This is a genomic window from Sphingomonas sp. SL1004, assembly GCF_057815015.1.
On the sequence record NZ_JBYMUX010000001.1, the window covers coordinates 2433570 to 2451709 of the forward strand.

Consider the following 18140-nt stretch of genomic DNA (forward strand, 5'->3'; position numbering starts at 1 on the left):
GCGGCAGATCAGATCGACTTGCGCGCCTTGTTGCGGTCATAGGCCTTCTTGGCTGCGTAACCGCCGCCGAGGACCATGCCGAGCGGGCCCATACGGCGGAGTACGCTCATCGCGACCACGCCCTTGACCGCACCCGATGCGCCGCCCGAACCGTCGCGACGGCCCATCTCGCGGCCAACCAATGCACTGATGATACGTCCGATCATGCTTCTGTCTCCCCGAAAACCTGGTCCTTGAGTTCCGCTGCACCGCGCAGCACCGCCCAGCCGATCGCGTAGGTCACGGCCAGTGGCACGACGACCTTGAGTACGTTGGCGGTGATCGCACCGATGATCGCGCCGTCCGCGTTGCCGTCGTCGCCACTCAGCGAGTCGATGCCTGCGCCGATCAGCGCGCCTATGGTCGTTGCGCCCACGTAATTTCTCCTGTCCGTGTGGCGGCTTAGCGCGCGACGGGCGTTTGGGTTCCCGACCAACACCCGTTCGCCCTGAGCGAAGTCCAAGGGTTTGCCCCAAGTGAAGGTGCTTCGACTTCGCTCAGCACGAACGGAATTTAAGCGTGCGGGTGTCAGCGGCCGAGCATCGATTCGGGTTTGACGACCCGGTCGAAGGTCTCAGCGTCGACCAGGCCGAGCGCGAGGCCGGCTTCCTTGAGCGTCAGTCCCTCGGCATGCGCGTATTTGGCGATCTTCGCCGCCGCGTCGTAGCCGATCTCGGGAGCGAGCGCGGTCACCAGCATCAGTGAGCGATCGAGCAGTTCGGCTATGCGGCCGCGGTTTGGTTCGATGCCGTCGACGCAGCGTTCCGCAAACCCCTCCATCGCGGTGGCCAGCAGGTCGATCGAGCGGAGCACGTTGGCGCCGATCAGCGGCTTGAATACGTTCAGCTCGAGATGGCCCTGCATCCCGCCGACCGTGACCGCGACGTGATTGCCCATCACCTGCCCCGCAACCATGGTCAGCATCTCGCACTGCGTCGGATTCACCTTGCCCGGCATGATCGAGCTGCCGGGCTCGTTCGCGGGGAGGTCGATCTCGCCGAAGCCGCAGCGAGGTCCCGAGCCGAGCAGGCGGATGTCGTTGGCGATCTTGGTCAGCGCGACCGCCAGCGTGTTGAGCGTGCCGGAAAGGTGAACGAGCGGGTCGTTCGACGCCAGCGCCTCGAACTTGTTGCGCGCGCTGACGAACGGCAGGCCGGTAATTGCGGCCAGTTCGTGTGCGATCGCGTCGCCGAAGCCTGCGGGGGCGTTGAGGCCGGTGCCGACCGCGGTGCCGCCTTGCGCGAGGATGACCATGCCGTGGCTGATCGCGGGCTCGATGCGGTGCCGGCAGCGGTAGAGCTGGTTCGCGTAGCCGGAAAATTCCTGGCCGAGCGTCAGCGGAGTTGCGTCCTGCAGGTGCGTGCGGCCGATCTTGACGATGTCGTCCCAGGCATTGGCCTTCGCGTCGAGCGCGGCGTGGAGCTTGTCGAGTGCGGGGATCAGGCGGTGGGTGGTGGCGATCGCGGCGGCGATGTGGAGCGCGGTCGGGAAGCTGTCGTTCGACGACTGGCTCATGTTGACGTGGTCGTTGGGGTGGACGGGCGACTTGCCGCCGCGCGTGCCGGTGAGGACCTCGTTGGCGCGGCCGGCGATGACCTCGTTCGCGTTCATATTCGACTGCGTGCCGCTGCCGGTCTGCCAGATGACGAGGGGGAACTGGTCGTCGAGCTTGCCGTCGATGACTTCCTGCGCGGCGGAGTCGATCGCGGTGGCGATGGTTTCGTCGAGGCCGTGGGCGCGGTTCACGCGGGCGGCGGCTTGTTTGACGAGCGCGAGCGCGTGGACGATCTCGATCGGCATGCGTTCGCGGGTGGCGAAGGGAAAGTTCTCGATCGAGCGCTCGGTCTGCGCGCCCCAATAAGCGTCGGCGGGGACTTCGATCGGGCCGATCGTGTCGGTTTCTGTGCGGGTGGTCATGGGAGGAGATCCTTCCGGAGCTTGCGTGGGATCCCTCGCCCCTTCGGGGAGAGGGAGGGAGGAGCCGCAGGCGACGGAAGGGTGAGGGGTTTTGGAGGAAGCGGCCTTAGCCTCACGCCCCTCTCCCTTCCCACGGCAAGGGCCGCGGGCCCCTTCCCTCTCCCCGTAGGGGCGAGGGAGTTCGGGTCACTTCTTCCGTTTGAAATCCACCGCTACGACATTCGAGCCGTCTTCGATCGGCACCGCGGTCGGGCCATCGTTTTCCGCTTCGTCGTGATCGCCCAGTGCGTCGTCCGCACCCTCCTGCGCCTGGAAGCGGAGTTCGAAGCTTACCGCCGGGTCCTGGAACGCGGTGATCGCCGAATACGGGATCACAAGCTTCGAAGGGACCTGATTGAACGACAGCCCGATCGAGAAGCGCTCATCGTCGACGATCAGGTCCCAGTAGCGGTTCTGCATGACGATCGTCATCTCGTCCGGGAAGCGCTCGATCAGGCGCTTGGGGATGTCGACGCCGGGGGCCTGCGTCTTGAAGGTGATGTAGAAATGATGCTCGCCGGGCAGCCCGCCGGCCTCCGCGACCGAACCGAGGACTCGGCCGACCACGGCACGCAGGGCTTCTTGTACGATCTCGTCGTACGGAATCAGGCTATCGGGCAGTCCATCACTCATTCCCCTTGGGTAGCGGCATTCGTTTCCCGGTCAAGATTGCATGCGTCGTACGGGGCGTTATGGGAGGTGGCATGCGCACCGCCACGATCACCCGCTCCACCGCCGAGACGGCGATCGACGTCACCGTGAACCTCGATGGGACCGGCGTGTACGACGTCGAGACCGGGGTCGGTTTCTTCGATCACATGCTCGAGCAACTCTCGCGCCACTCGCTGATCGATCTGCGGGTGCGGACCAAGGGCGATCTGCACATCGACGAGCATCACACCGTCGAGGACACCGGCATTGCGATCGGCCAGGCGTTCGCGCAGGCGCTCGGCGACAAACGGGGTATCACGCGATATGGCGATGCGTTGTCGCCGATGGACGAAACCTTGACCCGCGTTGCGCTGGATATTTCCGGGCGGCCCTGGCTGGTGTGGAAGGACCTGTTCTCGCAGAAACGCCTAGGCGGCATGGATACCGAGATGTTCGAGCATTTCTTCCACAGCTTTGCGCAGGCGGCCGGCATCACGCTGCACGTCGAGACGCTGTACGGTTCGAATAATCACCACATCGCCGAGGCGGCGTTCAAGGGTGTCGCGCGCGCGCTGCGGGCGGCGATCGAGATCGATCCGCGCAAGGCCGACGCGATCCCGTCGACCAAGGGGATCCTGTGACGCTCGCGCTGATCGACTACGGCGCTGGCAATCTCCATTCGGTCGAAAACGCGCTGCGAACTGCGGGTTGTGTCGATCTGACTGTCACGGCGGATGCCGATGTCGTTGCGAAGGCTGACCGAATCGTTTTGCCGGGTGTTGGCGCGTACGGCGCTTGCGCGGCGGCGTTGCGCGCGGTGCCGGGAATGGTTGAGGCGCTGAACCGGCGGGTTCGCGACGAGGGTACGCCGTTTCTCGGCATCTGCGTCGGCATGCAGTTGATGGCCGATGCGGGCGAGGAAATGGGAACGCATGCCGGGCTCGGCTGGGTTGCGGGGCGCGTGCGCAGGCTCGAGCCAGGGACGATGGAGGCGAAGGTACCGCATATGGGATGGAACGACGTCGTGCCGTCCGTCGCGCATCCGCTGATCGAGCCGGGCGAGGCGTATTTCCTGCACAGCTTCGCGTTCGAAGGCGCTGATGTGCTCGCGACGACCGAGCATGCCGGCGCGGTCACCGCGGCGATCGGTCGCGACACCATGATCGGCGTGCAGTTTCATCCTGAGAAGAGCCAGCGCTACGGCCTGGCCTTGCTCGAACGATTCCTGGAGTGGCGGCCATAAATACCTCTGCGAGCCTTATCATTTTCCCCGCGATCGACCTCAAGGCGGGTCAGGTCGTGCGTCTCGCCGAGGGCGATATGGACCGCGCGACCGTGTACGGCGACGATCCCGCGGCGCAGGCGATGCTGTTCGCCGAGGCGGGTGCGGAGCATCTGCACGTGGTCGATCTCGATGGCGCGTTTGCGGGGGCTTCGGTGAATGGCGATGCGGTGAGGTCGATCGTCGCGCGGTTTCCGGGGCATGTGCAGCTTGGCGGCGGTATCCGGACGCGGGCGAGCGTCGAGGGTTGGTTCGATCTGGGCGTGTCGCGCGTCGTGATCGGGACGGCGGCGCTGGAGGACCCCGACTTCGTGCGCGGCGTGGCGAAGGACTTTCCGGGCGGGATCGTCGTCGCGGTCGACGCGAAGGACGGCATGGTCGCGACCAAGGGCTGGGCGGACGTGTCGACCACGAGCGCGGTCGATCTGGCGCGGCGGTTCGAGGATGCGGGGGTGGCGTCGTTGCTGTTCACCGACGTCGGGCGCGACGGGATGCTGAAGGGATGCAACGTCGAGGCTACGGTCGATCTGGCGCGGTCGGTGGACATTCCGGTGATCGCCAGCGGTGGAGTGAAGGGCATTGCTGAGATCCACGTGTTGGCTTTGCATGTTCGGGACGGCGTCGAAGGCGTGATTACGGGGCGGGCGTTGTATGACGGGCGTCTCGATCTCGCGGCGGCATTGAGCGTGGCGAAGGCTGCATGATGGTTCACGCGGAGACGCGGAGACGCGGAGAGAAGTTGAGCGCCGCAGGCAGAAACTTGTTCGCGCAGAGGCGCAGAGGCGCAGAGAGTAAGAAGTTAGGCCTTACTCCCTTCCTCTCTCTCTGCGCCTCTGCGCCTCTGCGCGAAATATTCTTCTTAGCGGCCTTGCCGCGTCTCCGCGTCTCCGCGTCTCCGCGTGAACCATTTCTGCGGCGCAGCGCATGACGGTTCGTGCGCGCGTGATCCCATGCCTCGACGTCGCCGATGGGCGCGTGGTGAAGGGCGTGAACTTCGTCGAGTTGCGCGATGCCGGCGATCCGGTCGAGCAGGCGAGGGCGTATGATGCCGCCGGGGCGGACGAGCTGTGCTTTCTCGATATCGGCGCCTCGCATGAAGGCCGCGGGACGATCCTCGACGTCGTGAGACGGACCGCAGCGGTGTGTTTCATGCCGTTGACGGTCGGCGGCGGCGTCAGGACGGCGGACGATGCGCGCGTGCTGTTGCTGGCGGGGGCGGACAAGGTGGCGGTCAATTCCGCGGCGGTCGAGCGGCCGGAACTGGTCGCCGACATCGCCGAGCGGTTCGGTAGCCAGTGCTGCGTGGCGAGCGTCGATGCTCGGCGGTCGGGCGAAGGCTGGGAAGTGTTCACGCATGGCGGCCGGCGCGCGACCGGGATCGATGCGATCGCGCATGCCTTGAAGCTCGCGGAACTGGGTGCGGGCGAATTGCTCGTTACGTCGATGGACCGCGATGGGACGCGCAGTGGCTACGACCTCGAACTGATCCGGGCGATTTCGGACCGCGTCAGCGTGCCGGTCGTGGCGAGCGGGGGGGTCGGCGGGCTCGACGATCTCGTGGCGGGCATCCGCGACGGGCATGCGAGTGCAGTGCTGGCGGCGTCGATCTTCCATTTCGGGCAGGCGTCGATCGGCGATGCGCATGCCGCGCTGGCGGCGGCGGGGATCCCGGTGCGAACGCCGGTTCGTTCGGCCGCCTGAGCCATGCCAGCGCTCGTGCTTCTTTCCGTTCAGTCCGGGCATACCGGCGTCGTGCATGCGCGGACCTCGCCCGAGGCGTCGGACATCGCCTTGTTCGGCTTTGCGGCGATCGGCGTGTGGCTGGTGCGGCGGGCGTTGCGCAAGCGGTTCATCAAGTCCCGCCGCCGGAACATCGCTGCGCGCGACGCCGCGCCACCCAAGAAGGATTGACCCGCCTGCCCTGCTGCGCCAGCACGCACGCCATGGCAGACCCCGTATTCGACCGCCTCGAAGCGACCATTCGCGCGCGCCGCGATGCGCCCGCCGACACCTCGTACACCGCCAGCCTGTTCGCGAAAGGCCGCCCCAAGATCGCGCAGAAGCTCGGCGAGGAAGCCGTCGAGACGGTGATCGCGGCGTGCTCGGGGGATGAGGCGAGCATCGTGCCCGAAGCGGCGGACCTGATGTTCCATCTGGCGGTGTTGCTGGCGGATGCGAGGCTGAGCCTGGACGACGTGCGCGCGGAGCTGGAACGGCGCGAGGGTATTGGCGGGTTGGTCGAGAAGGCTGGGCGGACGGAGTAGCCCGTCATGCCGGACTGGTTCCGGCATCCACGGTGCCGCAAATCGTCGGCCGCTGGTTTGCGGAACAGTGGTCCCCGGAACCAGTCCGGGGTGACGGAGAGGTTGGGATGGACGGCGGTCTGACGCCCCCCTTCCGCTTGCGGGAGGGGTCGGGGGAGGGCATGACGCACACGCTCCGCCGGGATCGGGAAGGCAAGCCCCTCCCCCAACCCCTCCCGCAGGCGGGAGGGGACTACATATGCCCATCGACGCTACCCAGCCCTATGACGACCAGAACATCTTCGCGAAGATCCTGCGCAGCGAGATTCCGTCGAAGCGGGTGTACGAAGACGACTTCGCGATCGCCTTCCACGACATCAACCCGCAGGCGCCGACGCATCTGCTCGTGATCCCCAGGGGCGCGTACGTGTCGTGGGACGATTTTTCCGCGCGCGCACCAGACGCCGAGATCGCCGGGTTTGTCCGCGCAGTGGGCACCGTCGCACGCGCCGCCGGCCTCGTCGAACCGGGCTATCGTCTGCTCGCCAATGTCGGCCAACACGGCAACCAGGAGGTGCCGCATCTGCATGTTCATGTCTTCGGCGGCCGTCCCTTCGGGCCGATGCTGACGCGATAGGCCAGCTTTCCGCCACTAAAGGATTGCGCGTAATAAAATTGCCATTAGGCTCGGCGGCTTGTGCAAGGGGGCCTTATTGACCCGGCCCTCGCAATCCCCGGGGGGTACCGAATTGATTTTTGGTCGCGTAAAATCGCTGGATGCCATTCTGGCGACGGCAGAGAAAAAGGGCCTGGCGCGAACGCTCAGCGCGTTCCAGCTGACGCTGCTGGGCGTCGGCGCGGTGATCGGCACGGGTATCTTCGTGCTGACGTCCGAGGCCGCGCAAAAGGCCGGGCCGGGCATGTTGCTGAGCTTCGTCGTCGCGGGCTTCGTCTGCGCGGTTGCGGCGCTCTGCTATTCCGAGCTTGCGTCGATGGTGCCGGTGTCGGGCTCGGCCTACACCTACACCTATGCGGTGACCGGTGAGTTGCTCGCTTGGATGGTCGGCTGGGCGCTGATCCTCGAATATGCGGTCGGTGCTAGTGCAGTCGCGGTCGGCTGGTCGAACCATCTGGCCGGACTGCTCGACGGGATCGGCTTCCACATCCCCAACGGGTTGCGCAACGCCGACGCGCTGATGGCGAACGTCCAGGTCGCGTTCGGCGCCACGCCCAACGCGGATCTGCAGACCGCGATGACCGTCGGCGGCTTCATGAACCTGCCCGCGGTCATCGTCATAGCGCTCGTCACGTGGCTGCTGGTGGTCGGCACGACCGAGAGCGCACGCGTCAACGCGGTGCTGGTGCTGATCAAGATCGCCGCGCTGACCGCGTTTATCGCGCTGACGATCCCGGTCCTCAAGGCGGACAATTTCCATCCGTTCCTGCCCTACGGCGTCGGCAACCCGCTGAGTTCCTCAGGTGTCGGCGTGCTGGGTGCGGCAGCGTCGATCTTCTTCGCCTATGTCGGCTTCGACGCGGTTTCGACCGCGGCGGAGGAGACCAAGAACCCGCAGCGTAACGTGCCGATCGGGCTGATCGCCAGCCTTGGCATCTGTACGTTGTTCTACCTGCTGGTCGCATCGGGCGCGATCGGTGCGATCGGTGCGAACCCGGTGACGAGCGCCGATGGCGGCGTACTGGCACCGGGCTCGGCCGAGATGGCCGGGCGTTGTGCGGCGATCGTCGCGGGCGGCGCGATGGAGCCTCTGGTCTGCTCGAAGGAAGCGCTGGTCCACGTGCTTCAGGTCATCAACTGGCCGATCATGGGGCGTCTCGTAGGCCTTGCCGCCGTGCTGGCGCTGCCGTCGGTCGTGCTGATGATGATGTTCGGCCAGACCCGCGTGTTCTTCACGATGGCGCGCGATGGTCTGTTGCCGGCCAAGCTGGCGTCGATCCATCCGAAGTTCCGCACGCCGCACGTCGTCACGGTCGTGACGGGTATCGCCGCAGCTATCGCGGCGGCGGTCCTGCCGGTCGGCAAGCTCGCCGATTATTCGAACGCGGGCACGCTGTTCGCGTTCATGATGGTGGCGATCTCCGTAATGGTCCTGCGCAAGACCGACCCGAGCCGCAAGCGTCCGTTCCGCACGCCGGCGGTGTACATTGTCGCGCCGCTGGCGATCATCGGCTGCATCGGGCTGTATCTGTCGCTGCCGCTGACCGCCAAGCTGGTCCTGCCGGGCTGGGGCGCGATCGGGTTGGCGATCTACTTCCTGTACAGCCGCTCGCGCAGCCATGTCGGGCTTGGGCTCGACGATGGTGCTACCGAGGACGATCGGGCGCCTCCGGGTACGCTCTGAGACCGGACGCGAAAAGGGCCGCGGGAGGAAACTCCCGCGGCCCTTTTTTTGTCTTGCTCACCTGTTCTCCCGCGAAGGCGGGAGCCCAGTCTGGGTCCCCGCCTCCGCGGGGACACATGCCTCAGCCGATATGCTTGGCGGCGAGCGCCCTCATGTCGACCATCGGACGGGCGCCGACATGGCTGATGATCTCCGCCGCGCAGACCGCGCCGAGCTTCAGCGATGCCTGCAGGTCGTAGCCCTGCGCCTGCCCGTGGAGGAACCCCGCCGCGAACAGGTCGCCCGCGCCGGTGGTGTCGACGACCTTGGCGATCGGCTCGGCCTTCACCTCGGCGCGCGTGCCGTTCTGGAGCGCACAGGCGCCGTGCTCGCCGCGCGTGACGACCAGGGTCGGGACCTGGGCGGAGATCTTGGCGACCGCTGCGTCGAAGTCCTCGGTCTCTGCAAGCGCGGCGAGTTCGCCCTCGTTGGCGAACAGGATGTCGACCAGGCCGTCCGACAGCAGCTGGCGGAAATCGCCGCCGTGGCGCGAGATGCAGAACACGTCGCTGAGCGTGAAGGCAACCTTGCGCCCTGCCCCGCGTGCGCAATCGATCGCGGCGCGCATCGCGGCGCGCGGCTCTTCAGGATCCCAGAGATAGCCTTCGAGATACAGGATCGCACTGTCGGCGATCATCGCGGTGTCGATCGCGGCGGCGGGAAGGAACTGGCCCGCACCGAGGAAGGTGTTCATCGTGCGCTGGCCATCCGGCGTCACGAAGATCAGGCAGCGACCGGTGGTCGGATCGCCGGCGCGGACAGGCGTGGCGAACTCGATGCCGATGCTGCGGACGTCGTGCGCAAAGACCTGGCCGAGCTGGTCGTCGGCGACCTGGCCGATGAACCCGCATTTGCCGCCGAGCGCAGCGATGCCGGCGACGGTGTTCGCGGCCGAGCCCCCGGAGATTTCCATGCCCGGGCCCATCTTGGCGTAGAGCGCGTCTGCTTCCTCGGACGAGAACATCAGCTGCATCGAACCCTTGGCGACGCCGATTTCTTCGATGAACGCATCGTCGGCGGTGCTGAGGATGTCGACGATGGCATTGCCGATCGCGACGACGTCGTAAGTGGGTGTGCTCAAGGGGAAACTCCGGGGGTGCGGGAAAGCCTTGCCGTAAATCGCGGGGGGGATTGGTGCAACTGGTGTGGGGTCCCCGCCGCTCAGGTCTCGGCAGAGCGGTTAGATCCTCCACCCCGGCGGAGGCCGGGGCCCAATAGGAAAGATAGTCGTAACGGAGTACCGCGTTACGTCATTGCCGTCCCCCAATTGGGCCCCGGCCTCCGCCGGGGTGGAGATCATGGTTGCTGGTTTCCGCGATCTGCTCGGTTCCAGTAGTTACGGCGGTTACTGCGGTTACGGCGGTATCCTTCTTTGTCCCTCGCGAACGCGGGGGGACAGGATCTCGGCAGCTGGGCCCCAGCGTCCGCGAGGGAACGGGGTGCGCGTATCTACCCAACGTGGCGGAGCTTCGTTGACCTTCCGCTGCCCTCGCGTCATCCCTCCCGAATGATCCGTGCCCTCCTCCTCTCGCTCGGCCAACTTACCGATCCGCCGATCCTGCGCGTGTTCGTAAAGTCTATGCTCGTCACCCTGCTCGTCTTTGCAATCCTCGGCGTCGGCACATGGTGGGGAACGCAGGCTGCGCTGGCCGCGTGGCTTGGCTGGGAGGCGAACGGACTCGCCGCGGCATTCGCACTGTTCGTCACGATCCTGGCGCTGTGGCTGCTCTTCCGCGCGGTCGCGATCGCGGTGGTCGGGATCTTCGCGGACGAGGTCGTCGAAGCGGTCGAGGCGCGGCATTATCCCGATGCGCTGAAGACCGCCCGCCCCGTCCCGTTCGCACGCAGCCTCGCCATGGGCCTGCGCTCGGCCGCCCGCGTGGTCCTCGTGAACCTGCTGGTGCTGCCCGTCTACATAGCGCTGCTCGTCACCGGCGTCGGCACCGCCGCGGCGTTCTTCATCGTCAACGGCTGGCTGCTCGGGCGCGATCTGGGCGACATGGTGGCGGCGCGGCACATGGACGCGGCGGCGATGCGGGGCTGGCGTGCGACGACACGGCCGGGACGGTTCGTGCTGGGGCTTGCGAACACCGGGCTGTTCGTGGTTCCGATCCTCAACATCGCCGCGCCCGTGCTGGGGGCGGCGATGGCGACGCATTATTTCCACACCCGATATTCTCGCAAAGGCCGATCATGACGCGATTGACGACGATAGGAATCGCGCTGGCGCTCGGCGGCGGACTGGCCGGTTGCGCGGTACCGGTCGCCAAGCCTGCGGTCGGGCGGGCCGCCATCCCCTATACGAGCGTCGGACTCGAGCGCGTACTGGGCCAGGACGCCGCCGGTCTGACCAAGCTGTTCGGCCAGCCCGATGCCGACGTGCGCGAAGGCAGTGCGCGAAAGCTCCAGTTCCAGAGCGGCATCTGCGTGCTCGACGCGTATCTGTATCCCAAGGGTTCGGACGCCCCCCGCGTCACCTATCTCGACGCCCGCGAACCCGACGGCAGCACGATCGACCGCGCCAGTTGCGTGGCTGCGCTGACCAGGCGCGAGGGGGGACGGTAGCGGCTGGTTTCGCCCAATTGCAGACATTGGCGGTAGTGCTATCGTGAGCAAATGACATGGAAAACCGCACTTGTTGGTTGCGTCGGGTTGTCCCTTGCAGCGGAAGCCCAAGCACAATCACGAGTTAGCGAATCGTCTTTCAACACGTTCGTCACGGATGGGAAAGACCTGCGGAACCGGATAACCCTCGCCGGGCAACCGATTCGTCGACAGTTGGACGCGCTTCTTCCGGCAAAAGCTACGAAGATGTTTCGCATTGTTTTAGATTGCGCCGTTGATAAATCGGGAAAGCCAGCAAGTTGCCGTAGAGATCGATCGTTTTCGGATCAATTCGGCGATGTATCTGTAGCGCGGAGAACTCTCAAAGGATTGAGAGTTTCGGAAACAGATATGTTCGGAATCAAGGAGAAAAGCCTTCGGCTGCAAGTCGTTGTATATCTTGATGACCCTGCAAGGTCATTGGATCGCTTCAATCCGTGGAGTATCCCGACTCCTGCTCCTTGACCTGATCCACCATTCCCGTGAAGTAGTGTGGGGGACTAACGTCCGCTGTCCTCCCAAGTCGGACGTCGCTTGATCGTGACGCGTCTACGCCGCGCAGGTCCATTCGGCGATGACGGAGTCGTCAGCTTCCTGGGGTAGATGGCGAGTGCGTTCGGTCTGACAGCGTAGGTCGTCGAGCCGGGCCAGTGACCATATCGCCGCGCCTCGGATCGAGGGGGCGGGGTCGTCGAGCAACGCGGCGACCGCGGCGACTAGCGCCCGATCGCCGCTGTTGCCCGCCGCGATCAGGGCGTTGCGGATTATCTTGGTGCGGCCGATGCGCTTGATCGGGGAGCCGGCGAACACCGTGCGGAAGCTGGCGTCGTCGAGCGCGAGAATGTCCGCGAGTTCGGGGGCCACCAGTTCGGCTCGAGGGTGGAAGGCCAGGTTCGCGTTGGCGGCGGCAGCGAACTTGTTCCAGGGGCACACGGCCAAGCAGTCGTCGCAGCCGTAGATGCGGTTGCCGATCGCGGCGCGGAATTCGTGCGGGATCGGGCCGGCATGTTCGATCGTCAGGTAGGAGATACAGCGGCGGGCATCGAGCTGGTATGGCCGGGGAAACGCTGCGGTCGGGCACGCGGTCTGGCATGCGTCGCAACTGCCGCAGGTGTCGACGCCGCCGCGGTCCGGCTCTAGGTCCAGCGTCGTGTAGATCGCGCCGAGGAACAACCAGCTGCCATGCTCGCGACTGACGAGATTGGTGTGCTTGCCCTGCCAGCCAAGCCCGGCGGCTTCGGCGAGCGGCTTTTCCATCACCGGCGCGGTATCCACGAACACTTTCAGATCGAACGGCGGCAGGTCGCGCCCCGCCTCCGCCGCCAGCCACCGCCCGAGCGCCTTCAACTGCCGCTTCACGACATCGTGATAGTCCGGCCCCTGCGCGTAGACCGAGATTCGCCCCACCCCGCCCTCGTCCGCCAAGCGCAACGGATCGTCCTTCGGCGCATAGCTCATGCCGAGCGCGATCACGCTGCGGACCTCGGGCCATAGGCCGGCGGGGCTTTCGCGATGGTGCTTGCGCTCCTCCATCCAGATCATGTCGCCGTGACGCCCGTCGGCCAGCCACTGGTGGAGGCGTTCGCCGGCACGCGGCGCAGCATCGGCGTGCGCGATCCCGCAGGCGGCAAAACCCAATTCGGCCGCTTTGGCCTTAAGTCGGTGTTCCAGCTTGTCTTGCGCCACGTACGCCCGCTACCACGACGTCACCCTCGGTAGGAAGATTGCGCGTGAACGATGAATGGGCGGTCACCGCGAGCGGGATCGTGAAGCGGTTCGGCGATCGGCGCGTGGTCGACGGGGTGGACATGATGGTGCCGCGCGGCTCGGTGTACGGCGTGCTCGGGCCCAACGGCGCGGGCAAGACGACGACGCTGCGCATGCTGCTCGGGATCATCGAACCCGACGAGGGTTCGCGCACACTGCTCGGCTACGACAATCCGCGCGATGCAAGCGACCGGGTCGGCTATCTCCCCGAGGAGCGCGGGCTGTATCCAGCGATGAAGGCGCGCGAGGCGATTGCGTTTCTGGGGGCGTTGCGTGGGCTCGATTGGAAGACCGGGCGCGAGCGGGCGGTGGTGTTGATGGAAGCCGCCGGCCTTGGCCATGCGGTCGACGAGAAGATCCGGAAACTGTCGAAGGGCATGGCGCAATTGGTGCAGTTGCTCGGCTCGGTGGTGCACCAGCCCGACCTGCTGGTGCTCGACGAGCCATTTTCGGGGCTCGATCCGGTCAACCAGGAGCGGCTCGAGAAGCTGATCCTCAACGAGCGCGATCGCGGCGCGACGATCCTGTTCTCGACTCATATCATGAGCCATGCCGAACGCCTGTGCGACCGCCTCGCGATCATCGCCGGCGGCAAGCGGCGGTTCGAGGGGACGGTGGCGGATGCGCGCGGAATCCTGCCGCAGCGAGTGCATTATACGCCGCATCGGCCTGATCCCGCGATCCGCGGCGTGCTGCCGACGGATGCGGTAGCGGACGGGGACAGCTGGCGGTTCGAGCTGCCGAACGAGGGGATAGAGAGCTTGCTCGTGAGACTGATCGACGCGGGATACGGGATTTCGGGGCTGTCGATCGAGCGGCCCGGGTTGCACGAGGCGTTCGTCCGGATCGTCGGCCAGCATGGCGACGTCGCGCAGGAGCAGGCGGCATGAGCCGTTTCCGTCGCACCCTCCGCCAGACCTTCACGATCGCGCGGCGCGACTTCATCGCCACGGTGTTCACGCCGATATTCCTGCTGTTCCTGTTCGCGCCGGTCATCATGGGATCGTTCGGCGCGATCGGCGGCATGGGCGCGGCGAGCGTCAGCGGCGGCGCGCAGGACAAGACGCGGATCATCGCGATCGTCCCCGCCGCGATCACGCGGCCGATCGCCGAGGCAGACACGCGGTTGCGCGGCATGTTCCGCGAGGACGAGGCACCGCCGGCGCTCACCACCGTCGCACCGCTGGCCGATCCGGCGGCGCAGGCACGTGCAGCGTTCGAGACCAAGGATATCGATGCGTCCGCAGTAATCTACGGCTCGCTCGACGCGCCGCAGATCCTGTACGGGCCGCGCGGGCGGCGCTCGGCGGATTACCTCGGCTTGCTCGCACAGACGACGCTCGCCGCGCAGAAGCTTGGCGGTACGCTGCCGACGATCGCCGCGACCAAGACACAGGTGACGCGCTCGACCACCTCGGTCGGCGGCCAGCATCAGTCGGCGTTCTTCGCGGTGTTCGGGATCTTCTTCCTGACGCTGTTCCTGTCGGGGCAGGTCGTCGGAACGATGGCCGAGGAGCGCAACAACAAGGTGATCGAGGTCCTCGCCGCCGCAGTCCCGCTGGAGTCGGTGTTCTTCGGCAAGCTGATCGGGATGTTCGGCGTGGCCGTGCTGTTCGTCGCGTTCTGGGGCACCGTCGTCACGCAGATCACGTCGCTGATGCCGGCTGCCGCCGCGGTCGCGCTGGGCGACCTGACGCCCGCGGTCGGCGCGCCGATGTTCGCCCTCCTATTTGCGGCATATTTCAGTATGGCGTACCTCCTCCTCGGCTCGGTGTTCCTGGGCGTTGGCGCGCAGGCAACGACGATGCGCGAGATCCAGATGTTGTCGCTGCCGATCACGATCCTGCAGGTCGCGATGTTCGGGCTGTCGTCTGCGGCGGCCTCGCGTCCCGGAAGCTGGATCGCGACGGTGGCGGAGTTGTTTCCGTTGTCGTCGCCATTCGCGATGGCCGGGCGGGCGGCGAACTCGCCGGAGCTTTGGCCGCACGTTGCGGCGCTGGCGTGGCAGGCGTTGTGGGTGACGATCTTCATCACGGTTGGCGCGCGGCTGTTCCGGCGCGGCGTGCTGCAATCGGGGAGCGCGCGGCCGTTCTGGCGACGGAAGGCCAAGGCGACGGCGTAGGTTTCTGCAATCCTCCCCCGCCAGGGGGAGGTGGCTGGCGTTTGCCAGACGGGGGGGGAGGTAAGGAATAACCTCTGCCCCGTGTCCTCCCCCTCCGTCGCCTTCGGCGCCACTTCCCCCTGACGGGGGAGGATCATTCGATCACAACCCACGCCACTCTATTGACATAAGTGTCAGCAAAGCCTTTCCTATGGCAAAACACGGGAGAGAGACGATGGCGACTCTGGTGAGAGATGTGGCGCAACACGCGGTCGATCCGCTCGACGTCAGCCGCGCAGAGTTGTACCGTGACGATGTGTGGCAAGCGCCATTTGCACAGCTTCGCGCCGAAGCCCCTGTCCATTACATCGAGCATTCCGACTACGGACCCTATTGGTCGGTGTCCTCCTACAAGGGGATCGTCGAGGTCGAGTCCCTCCCCGATCTCTATTCCTCCGAAGCCGGCGGGATCACGATCGCCGATTTCGTTGCCGAGCGCGACGTCCGCATGCCGATGTTCATCGCGCGCGACCGGCCCGTGCATACCGGCCAGCGCCGCACCGTCGCACCCGCCTTTACCCCGAGCGAGATGACCCGGATGTCGGGCGATATCCGGCAGAGGACTGCCGCGATGCTCGACAGCCTGCCGTGGAACACGCCGTTCGACTGGGTCGATACGGTCGCGATCGAGCTGACCACGCAGATGCTCGCGATCCTGTTCGATTTTCCCTGGGCGGACCGGCGGAAACTGACCTTCTGGTCGGATTGGGCAGGCGATATCGAACTGGTGAAAAGCGAGGAGCTGCGTCAGCAACGCCTCGTCCACATGTTCGAATGCGGGTCCTATTTCAAAGGCCTGTGGGACGCGAAGATCGACAAGGATCCGACGCCCGACCTGATCTCGATGATGATCCATTCGGACGCGATGAGCCACATGGATCACAACGAGTTCATCGGAAACCTCATCCTGCTGATCGTTGGCGGCAACGACACGACGCGCAATTCGATGTCGGCGCTCGCCTACGGCCTCGACAAGTTTCCGGAGTCGCGCGCGAAGCTGGAGGCGGATCCGGGGTTGATCCCCAATGCGGTGAGCGAGATCCTCCGCTGGCAGACGCCGCTCGCGCACATGCGGCGGACGGCGACCGCCGACGCGGAGTTGATGGGGCAGCAGATCAAGGCCGGCGACAAGCTGGCGCTCTGGTACATCTCGGCGAACCGGGACGAGAGCGTGTTCGGCGACGATGCGGACGACATCGTGGTGCATCGGCCAAACGCGCGGCGGCATCTGGCGTTCGGGCACGGTATCCACCGCTGTGTGGGGGCACGGCTGGCCGAGATGCAGATCGCTATCCTGCTCGAGGAGATGGCCAAGCGCCGCATGCGGATCAACGTGCTGGCCGAGCCGACGCGAGTCGCCGCATGCTTCGTCCACGGCTATCGCACGCTGCCGGTGGAAATCAGCAAATACTGAAGCTGGGCGTAACCTTATCGGGTGGTTCGGACGTACCTATATCCGAACCATGGAGACGAACATGACCCAGGACCGCCGCGCTTTTCTCACGCTTGCCGGGGCGGGCGTCGCCGGCTTTGCGCTATGGGGATGCTCTTCGCAGCCCGCGCAGGCCGCCGAGCGGTTCGAGGTCAACCTGACCGACGCGCAGTGGCGCAAGAAGCTATCGCCGGATGCGTATGACACGCTCCGCAAGGAGGGCACCGAGCGGCCCTATTCGAGCCCGCTCAACGGCGAGCATCGCGCGGGAATCTTCTCGTGCGGCGGATGTGCGCTGCCGAATTTCTCGTCGAAGACCAAGTTCGAGAGCGGGACGGGGTGGCCGAGCTTCTGGCAGCCGCTGCCGAACGCGGTACGGACTCGGGTGGACTCGACTATGGGGATGGCGCGGACCGAGGTGCATTGCCGACGGTGTGGCGGGCATCTCGGGCACGTGTTCGACGATGGGCCCAAGCCTACGGGGAAGCGCTATTGCATGAATGGCGACGCGTTGACGTTCAAGGCTGTTTGAGGCCGTTCAGTTGAACGTGTTCGGCGCGTATCGGAACTGAGCAGGTAGCGTGTTCCCCCGCGAAGGCGGGGGTCCAGACTGGGCTCCCGCCTTCGCGGGAGAACAGGAAGTAAGATGCCCGGCGTGCTGTTTTTGCCCCCCCCCGGCGAAGGCCGGGGTCCAATTGGGAAACATCGCTGATCGAGGGCCGCGATCCGTTACTGCGACCTCACCAATTGGGCCCCGGCCTTCGCCGGGGGGGTGCCGTTAGGGACGGTTTGAGGCGCTGAACTGTCAGGCGCGGTCAGCAGCGAAAATCAGACTGCCGAAGTATCAACCAGGCCGTGGATACGAAAAGCACCCCACCGCAAGGACAAACCTCAGTTCGCCTCGTTCACCAGCGTGAAAATACCACGAGGATCGGTCGGGCCATGCTGGATCGTCGCCAGCTGAGCAGCATTGGCGCGCTGCGTTGCGGTGACGGTGTGGGTAGCGCTCGCCATCTGGAACGAAGACGCGGGCGCATCGAGCGTATCGCCGGCAGGCGCATGGCCCGAGTAGATGAAGCCCTTGGTCGGATAGGCCGAGGTGCCGAGGTCGCCCTGTGGTCCGTACCAGACCTTCACCATGCTCCAGTCGCCGGCAGCCGAGACGTCGATCGCGCGGACGTTGGTCTCGATGGCACCGGGGCGCGACCAGTTGGCATGCGTGAGGAGGACTTCGCGGTCGCTGACGACCTTCGAGACCATCGCGACATGGCCGACGCGCATCCGCGAGGTCGGCGAGAAGGCGAGGACCGAACCGGCCTTCGGGGTGTGGCCACGCTCGTAGCGACCCTCGGCCTGGCCCCACCAGGTGTTGGCGTTGCCGCGGATTTCGATCCCCGAAACCGAGCGGGCGAACGTCACGCACTGCCAGAACTGAGCCGCAGCAGGGGTGGCCGTCATCAGGCCGCACGATACCACCAGCGCAAAACGCGCTGCTAACGCCTTGAAATTCATCGAGACCCCCCGGCCAAAACCCGCTTGTCGCATTCTGGCTACGGGAGGTTCGATTTAATTGAAATACGCGCCGGAACCATATCCGACGAAGCGT

At 65.8% G+C, this 18140-nt stretch carries 21 protein-coding genes; 14 read left to right on the top strand and 7 right to left on the bottom strand.

All coding sequences use genetic code 11. The features are described 5' to 3' along the window. Positions 1–8: 8 nt before the first annotated feature. The 4 genes from AC3D24_RS11000 to AC3D24_RS11015 all read right to left on the bottom strand — a co-directional run bounded on the left by AC3D24_RS11000 (position 9) and on the right by AC3D24_RS11015 (position 2628). Positions 9–206 carry a hypothetical protein gene (locus AC3D24_RS11000; RefSeq protein ID WP_423326398.1) on the bottom strand — a complete coding sequence of 66 codons (198 nt, stop codon included), beginning with the start codon at positions 204–206 and terminating at the stop codon, positions 9–11. Next, a complete protein-coding gene (locus AC3D24_RS11005; RefSeq protein WP_131583932.1) occupies positions 203–415 on the bottom strand; it encodes a hypothetical protein in 213 nt (70 codons plus the stop codon). The genes AC3D24_RS11000 and AC3D24_RS11005 overlap by 4 nt, the downstream gene beginning before the upstream one ends. 152 nt (positions 416–567) lie before the next feature. Then, entirely contained in the window at positions 568–1956 is a 1389-nt protein-coding gene (gene fumC, locus AC3D24_RS11010) for a class II fumarate hydratase (RefSeq protein WP_489030584.1), read from the bottom strand. A gap of 186 nt (positions 1957–2142) precedes the next feature. Further along, the gene (locus AC3D24_RS11015) at positions 2143–2628 is read right to left on the bottom strand and encodes an SspB family protein (RefSeq protein ID WP_489030586.1); all 486 of its coding nucleotides are present in this window, start codon (positions 2626–2628) and stop codon (positions 2143–2145) included. Between the two features lie 71 nt (positions 2629–2699). Between AC3D24_RS11015 and hisB the strand changes: the two genes are divergently transcribed. The 8 genes from hisB to AC3D24_RS11055 all read left to right on the top strand — a co-directional run bounded on the left by hisB (position 2700) and on the right by AC3D24_RS11055 (position 8531). Continuing rightward, the gene (hisB, locus tag AC3D24_RS11020; protein WP_489030588.1) at positions 2700–3287 is read left to right on the top strand and encodes an imidazoleglycerol-phosphate dehydratase HisB; all 588 of its coding nucleotides are present in this window, start codon (positions 2700–2702) and stop codon (positions 3285–3287) included. Further along, positions 3284–3889, top strand: coding sequence for an imidazole glycerol phosphate synthase subunit HisH (gene hisH / locus AC3D24_RS11025; RefSeq protein WP_489030590.1), 606 nt, complete (start codon positions 3284–3286; stop codon positions 3887–3889). The genes hisB and hisH overlap by 4 nt, the downstream gene beginning before the upstream one ends. After that, entirely contained in the window at positions 3886–4632 is a 747-nt protein-coding gene (gene hisA, locus AC3D24_RS11030; protein WP_489033128.1) for a 1-(5-phosphoribosyl)-5-[(5-phosphoribosylamino)methylideneamino]imidazole-4-carboxamide isomerase, read from the top strand. The genes hisH and hisA overlap by 4 nt, the downstream gene beginning before the upstream one ends. A 220-nt stretch (positions 4633–4852) precedes the next feature. Further along, the gene (gene hisF, locus AC3D24_RS11035; RefSeq protein WP_489030592.1) at positions 4853–5629 is read left to right on the top strand and encodes an imidazole glycerol phosphate synthase subunit HisF; all 777 of its coding nucleotides are present in this window, start codon (positions 4853–4855) and stop codon (positions 5627–5629) included. A gap of 3 nt (positions 5630–5632) precedes the next feature. Continuing rightward, positions 5633–5839 carry a hypothetical protein gene (locus AC3D24_RS11040; protein WP_489030594.1) on the top strand — a complete coding sequence of 69 codons (207 nt, stop codon included), beginning with the start codon at positions 5633–5635 and terminating at the stop codon, positions 5837–5839. Between the two features lie 32 nt (positions 5840–5871). Next, on the top strand, positions 5872–6192 hold the full coding sequence (locus AC3D24_RS11045) for a phosphoribosyl-ATP diphosphatase (RefSeq protein WP_489030596.1): 321 nt from the start codon (positions 5872–5874) through the stop codon (positions 6190–6192). A 238-nt stretch (positions 6193–6430) separates the two neighbouring features. Then, a complete protein-coding gene (locus AC3D24_RS11050) occupies positions 6431–6808 on the top strand; it encodes a histidine triad nucleotide-binding protein (protein WP_489030598.1) in 378 nt (125 codons plus the stop codon). A 112-nt stretch (positions 6809–6920) separates the two neighbouring features. Continuing rightward, positions 6921–8531, top strand: coding sequence for an amino acid permease (locus tag AC3D24_RS11055; protein WP_489030600.1), 1611 nt, complete (start codon positions 6921–6923; stop codon positions 8529–8531). A gap of 121 nt (positions 8532–8652) precedes the next feature. Here AC3D24_RS11055 and AC3D24_RS11060 read toward each other — a convergent pair whose 3' ends face one another. Then, positions 8653–9651: an adenosine kinase gene (locus AC3D24_RS11060; protein ID WP_489030602.1), complete on the bottom strand. Its 999-nt coding sequence runs from the start codon at positions 9649–9651 to the stop codon at positions 8653–8655. A 426-nt stretch (positions 9652–10077) separates the two neighbouring features. Between AC3D24_RS11060 and AC3D24_RS11065 the strand changes: the two genes are divergently transcribed. Beyond that, positions 10078–10767, top strand: coding sequence for an EI24 domain-containing protein (locus tag AC3D24_RS11065; RefSeq protein ID WP_489030604.1), 690 nt, complete (start codon positions 10078–10080; stop codon positions 10765–10767). Further along, positions 10764–11135: a hypothetical protein gene (locus AC3D24_RS11070; protein WP_489030606.1), complete on the top strand. Its 372-nt coding sequence runs from the start codon at positions 10764–10766 to the stop codon at positions 11133–11135. Before AC3D24_RS11065 ends, AC3D24_RS11070 begins: the two co-directional genes overlap by 4 nt. Before the next feature lie 588 nt (positions 11136–11723). On the opposite strand, the gene queG is transcribed toward AC3D24_RS11070, so the two are convergent. Then, positions 11724–12860, bottom strand: a complete 1137-nt coding sequence (gene queG / locus AC3D24_RS11075; protein ID WP_489030608.1) for a tRNA epoxyqueuosine(34) reductase QueG — start codon at positions 12858–12860, stop codon at positions 11724–11726. Between the two features lie 44 nt (positions 12861–12904). Here queG and AC3D24_RS11080 point away from each other — a divergent pair, with 44 nt between their 5' ends. From AC3D24_RS11080 to msrB, 4 genes are all read left to right on the top strand, one after another. Next, positions 12905–13831 (top strand): ABC transporter ATP-binding protein, encoded by a 927-nt coding sequence (locus AC3D24_RS11080; protein WP_489030610.1) that lies wholly within the window; start codon positions 12905–12907, stop codon positions 13829–13831. After that, positions 13828–15063 carry an ABC transporter permease gene (locus AC3D24_RS11085; protein WP_489030612.1) on the top strand — a complete coding sequence of 412 codons (1236 nt, stop codon included), beginning with the start codon at positions 13828–13830 and terminating at the stop codon, positions 15061–15063. Before AC3D24_RS11080 ends, AC3D24_RS11085 begins: the two co-directional genes overlap by 4 nt. Before the next feature lie 214 nt (positions 15064–15277). Continuing rightward, positions 15278–16516, top strand: coding sequence for a cytochrome P450 (locus AC3D24_RS11090; RefSeq protein WP_489030614.1), 1239 nt, complete (start codon positions 15278–15280; stop codon positions 16514–16516). 61 nt (positions 16517–16577) lie between these two features. Further along, entirely contained in the window at positions 16578–17066 is a 489-nt protein-coding gene (msrB, locus tag AC3D24_RS11095; protein ID WP_489030616.1) for a peptide-methionine (R)-S-oxide reductase MsrB, read from the top strand. Positions 17067–17425: 359 nt separating this feature from the next. On the opposite strand, the gene AC3D24_RS11100 is transcribed toward msrB, so the two are convergent. After that, on the bottom strand, positions 17426–18046 hold the full coding sequence (locus AC3D24_RS11100; protein ID WP_489030619.1) for a CHAP domain-containing protein: 621 nt from the start codon (positions 18044–18046) through the stop codon (positions 17426–17428). Positions 18047–18140 lie beyond the last annotated feature (94 nt).

Coding starts and splice junctions, on each gene's coding strand:
- AC3D24_RS11000 (WP_423326398.1), bottom strand. CDS start 206: ATGATCGGACGTATCATCAGTGCATTGGTTGGCCGCGAGATGGGCCGT.
- fumC (WP_489030584.1), bottom strand. CDS start 1,956: ATGACCACCCGCACAGAAACCGACACGATCGGCCCGATCGAAGTCCCC.
- AC3D24_RS11015 (WP_489030586.1), bottom strand. CDS start 2,628: ATGAGTGATGGACTGCCCGATAGCCTGATTCCGTACGACGAGATCGTA.
- hisB (WP_489030588.1), top strand. CDS start 2,700: ATGCGCACCGCCACGATCACCCGCTCCACCGCCGAGACGGCGATCGAC.
- hisF (WP_489030592.1), top strand. CDS start 4,853: ATGACGGTTCGTGCGCGCGTGATCCCATGCCTCGACGTCGCCGATGGG.
- AC3D24_RS11040 (WP_489030594.1), top strand. CDS start 5,633: ATGCCAGCGCTCGTGCTTCTTTCCGTTCAGTCCGGGCATACCGGCGTC.
- AC3D24_RS11045 (WP_489030596.1), top strand. CDS start 5,872: ATGGCAGACCCCGTATTCGACCGCCTCGAAGCGACCATTCGCGCGCGC.
- AC3D24_RS11050 (WP_489030598.1), top strand. CDS start 6,431: ATGCCCATCGACGCTACCCAGCCCTATGACGACCAGAACATCTTCGCG.
- AC3D24_RS11065 (WP_489030604.1), top strand. CDS start 10,078: ATGATCCGTGCCCTCCTCCTCTCGCTCGGCCAACTTACCGATCCGCCG.
- AC3D24_RS11070 (WP_489030606.1), top strand. CDS start 10,764: ATGACGCGATTGACGACGATAGGAATCGCGCTGGCGCTCGGCGGCGGA.
- AC3D24_RS11085 (WP_489030612.1), top strand. CDS start 13,828: ATGAGCCGTTTCCGTCGCACCCTCCGCCAGACCTTCACGATCGCGCGG.
- AC3D24_RS11090 (WP_489030614.1), top strand. CDS start 15,278: ATGGCGACTCTGGTGAGAGATGTGGCGCAACACGCGGTCGATCCGCTC.
- msrB (WP_489030616.1), top strand. CDS start 16,578: ATGACCCAGGACCGCCGCGCTTTTCTCACGCTTGCCGGGGCGGGCGTC.
- AC3D24_RS11100 (WP_489030619.1), bottom strand. CDS start 18,046: ATGAATTTCAAGGCGTTAGCAGCGCGTTTTGCGCTGGTGGTATCGTGC.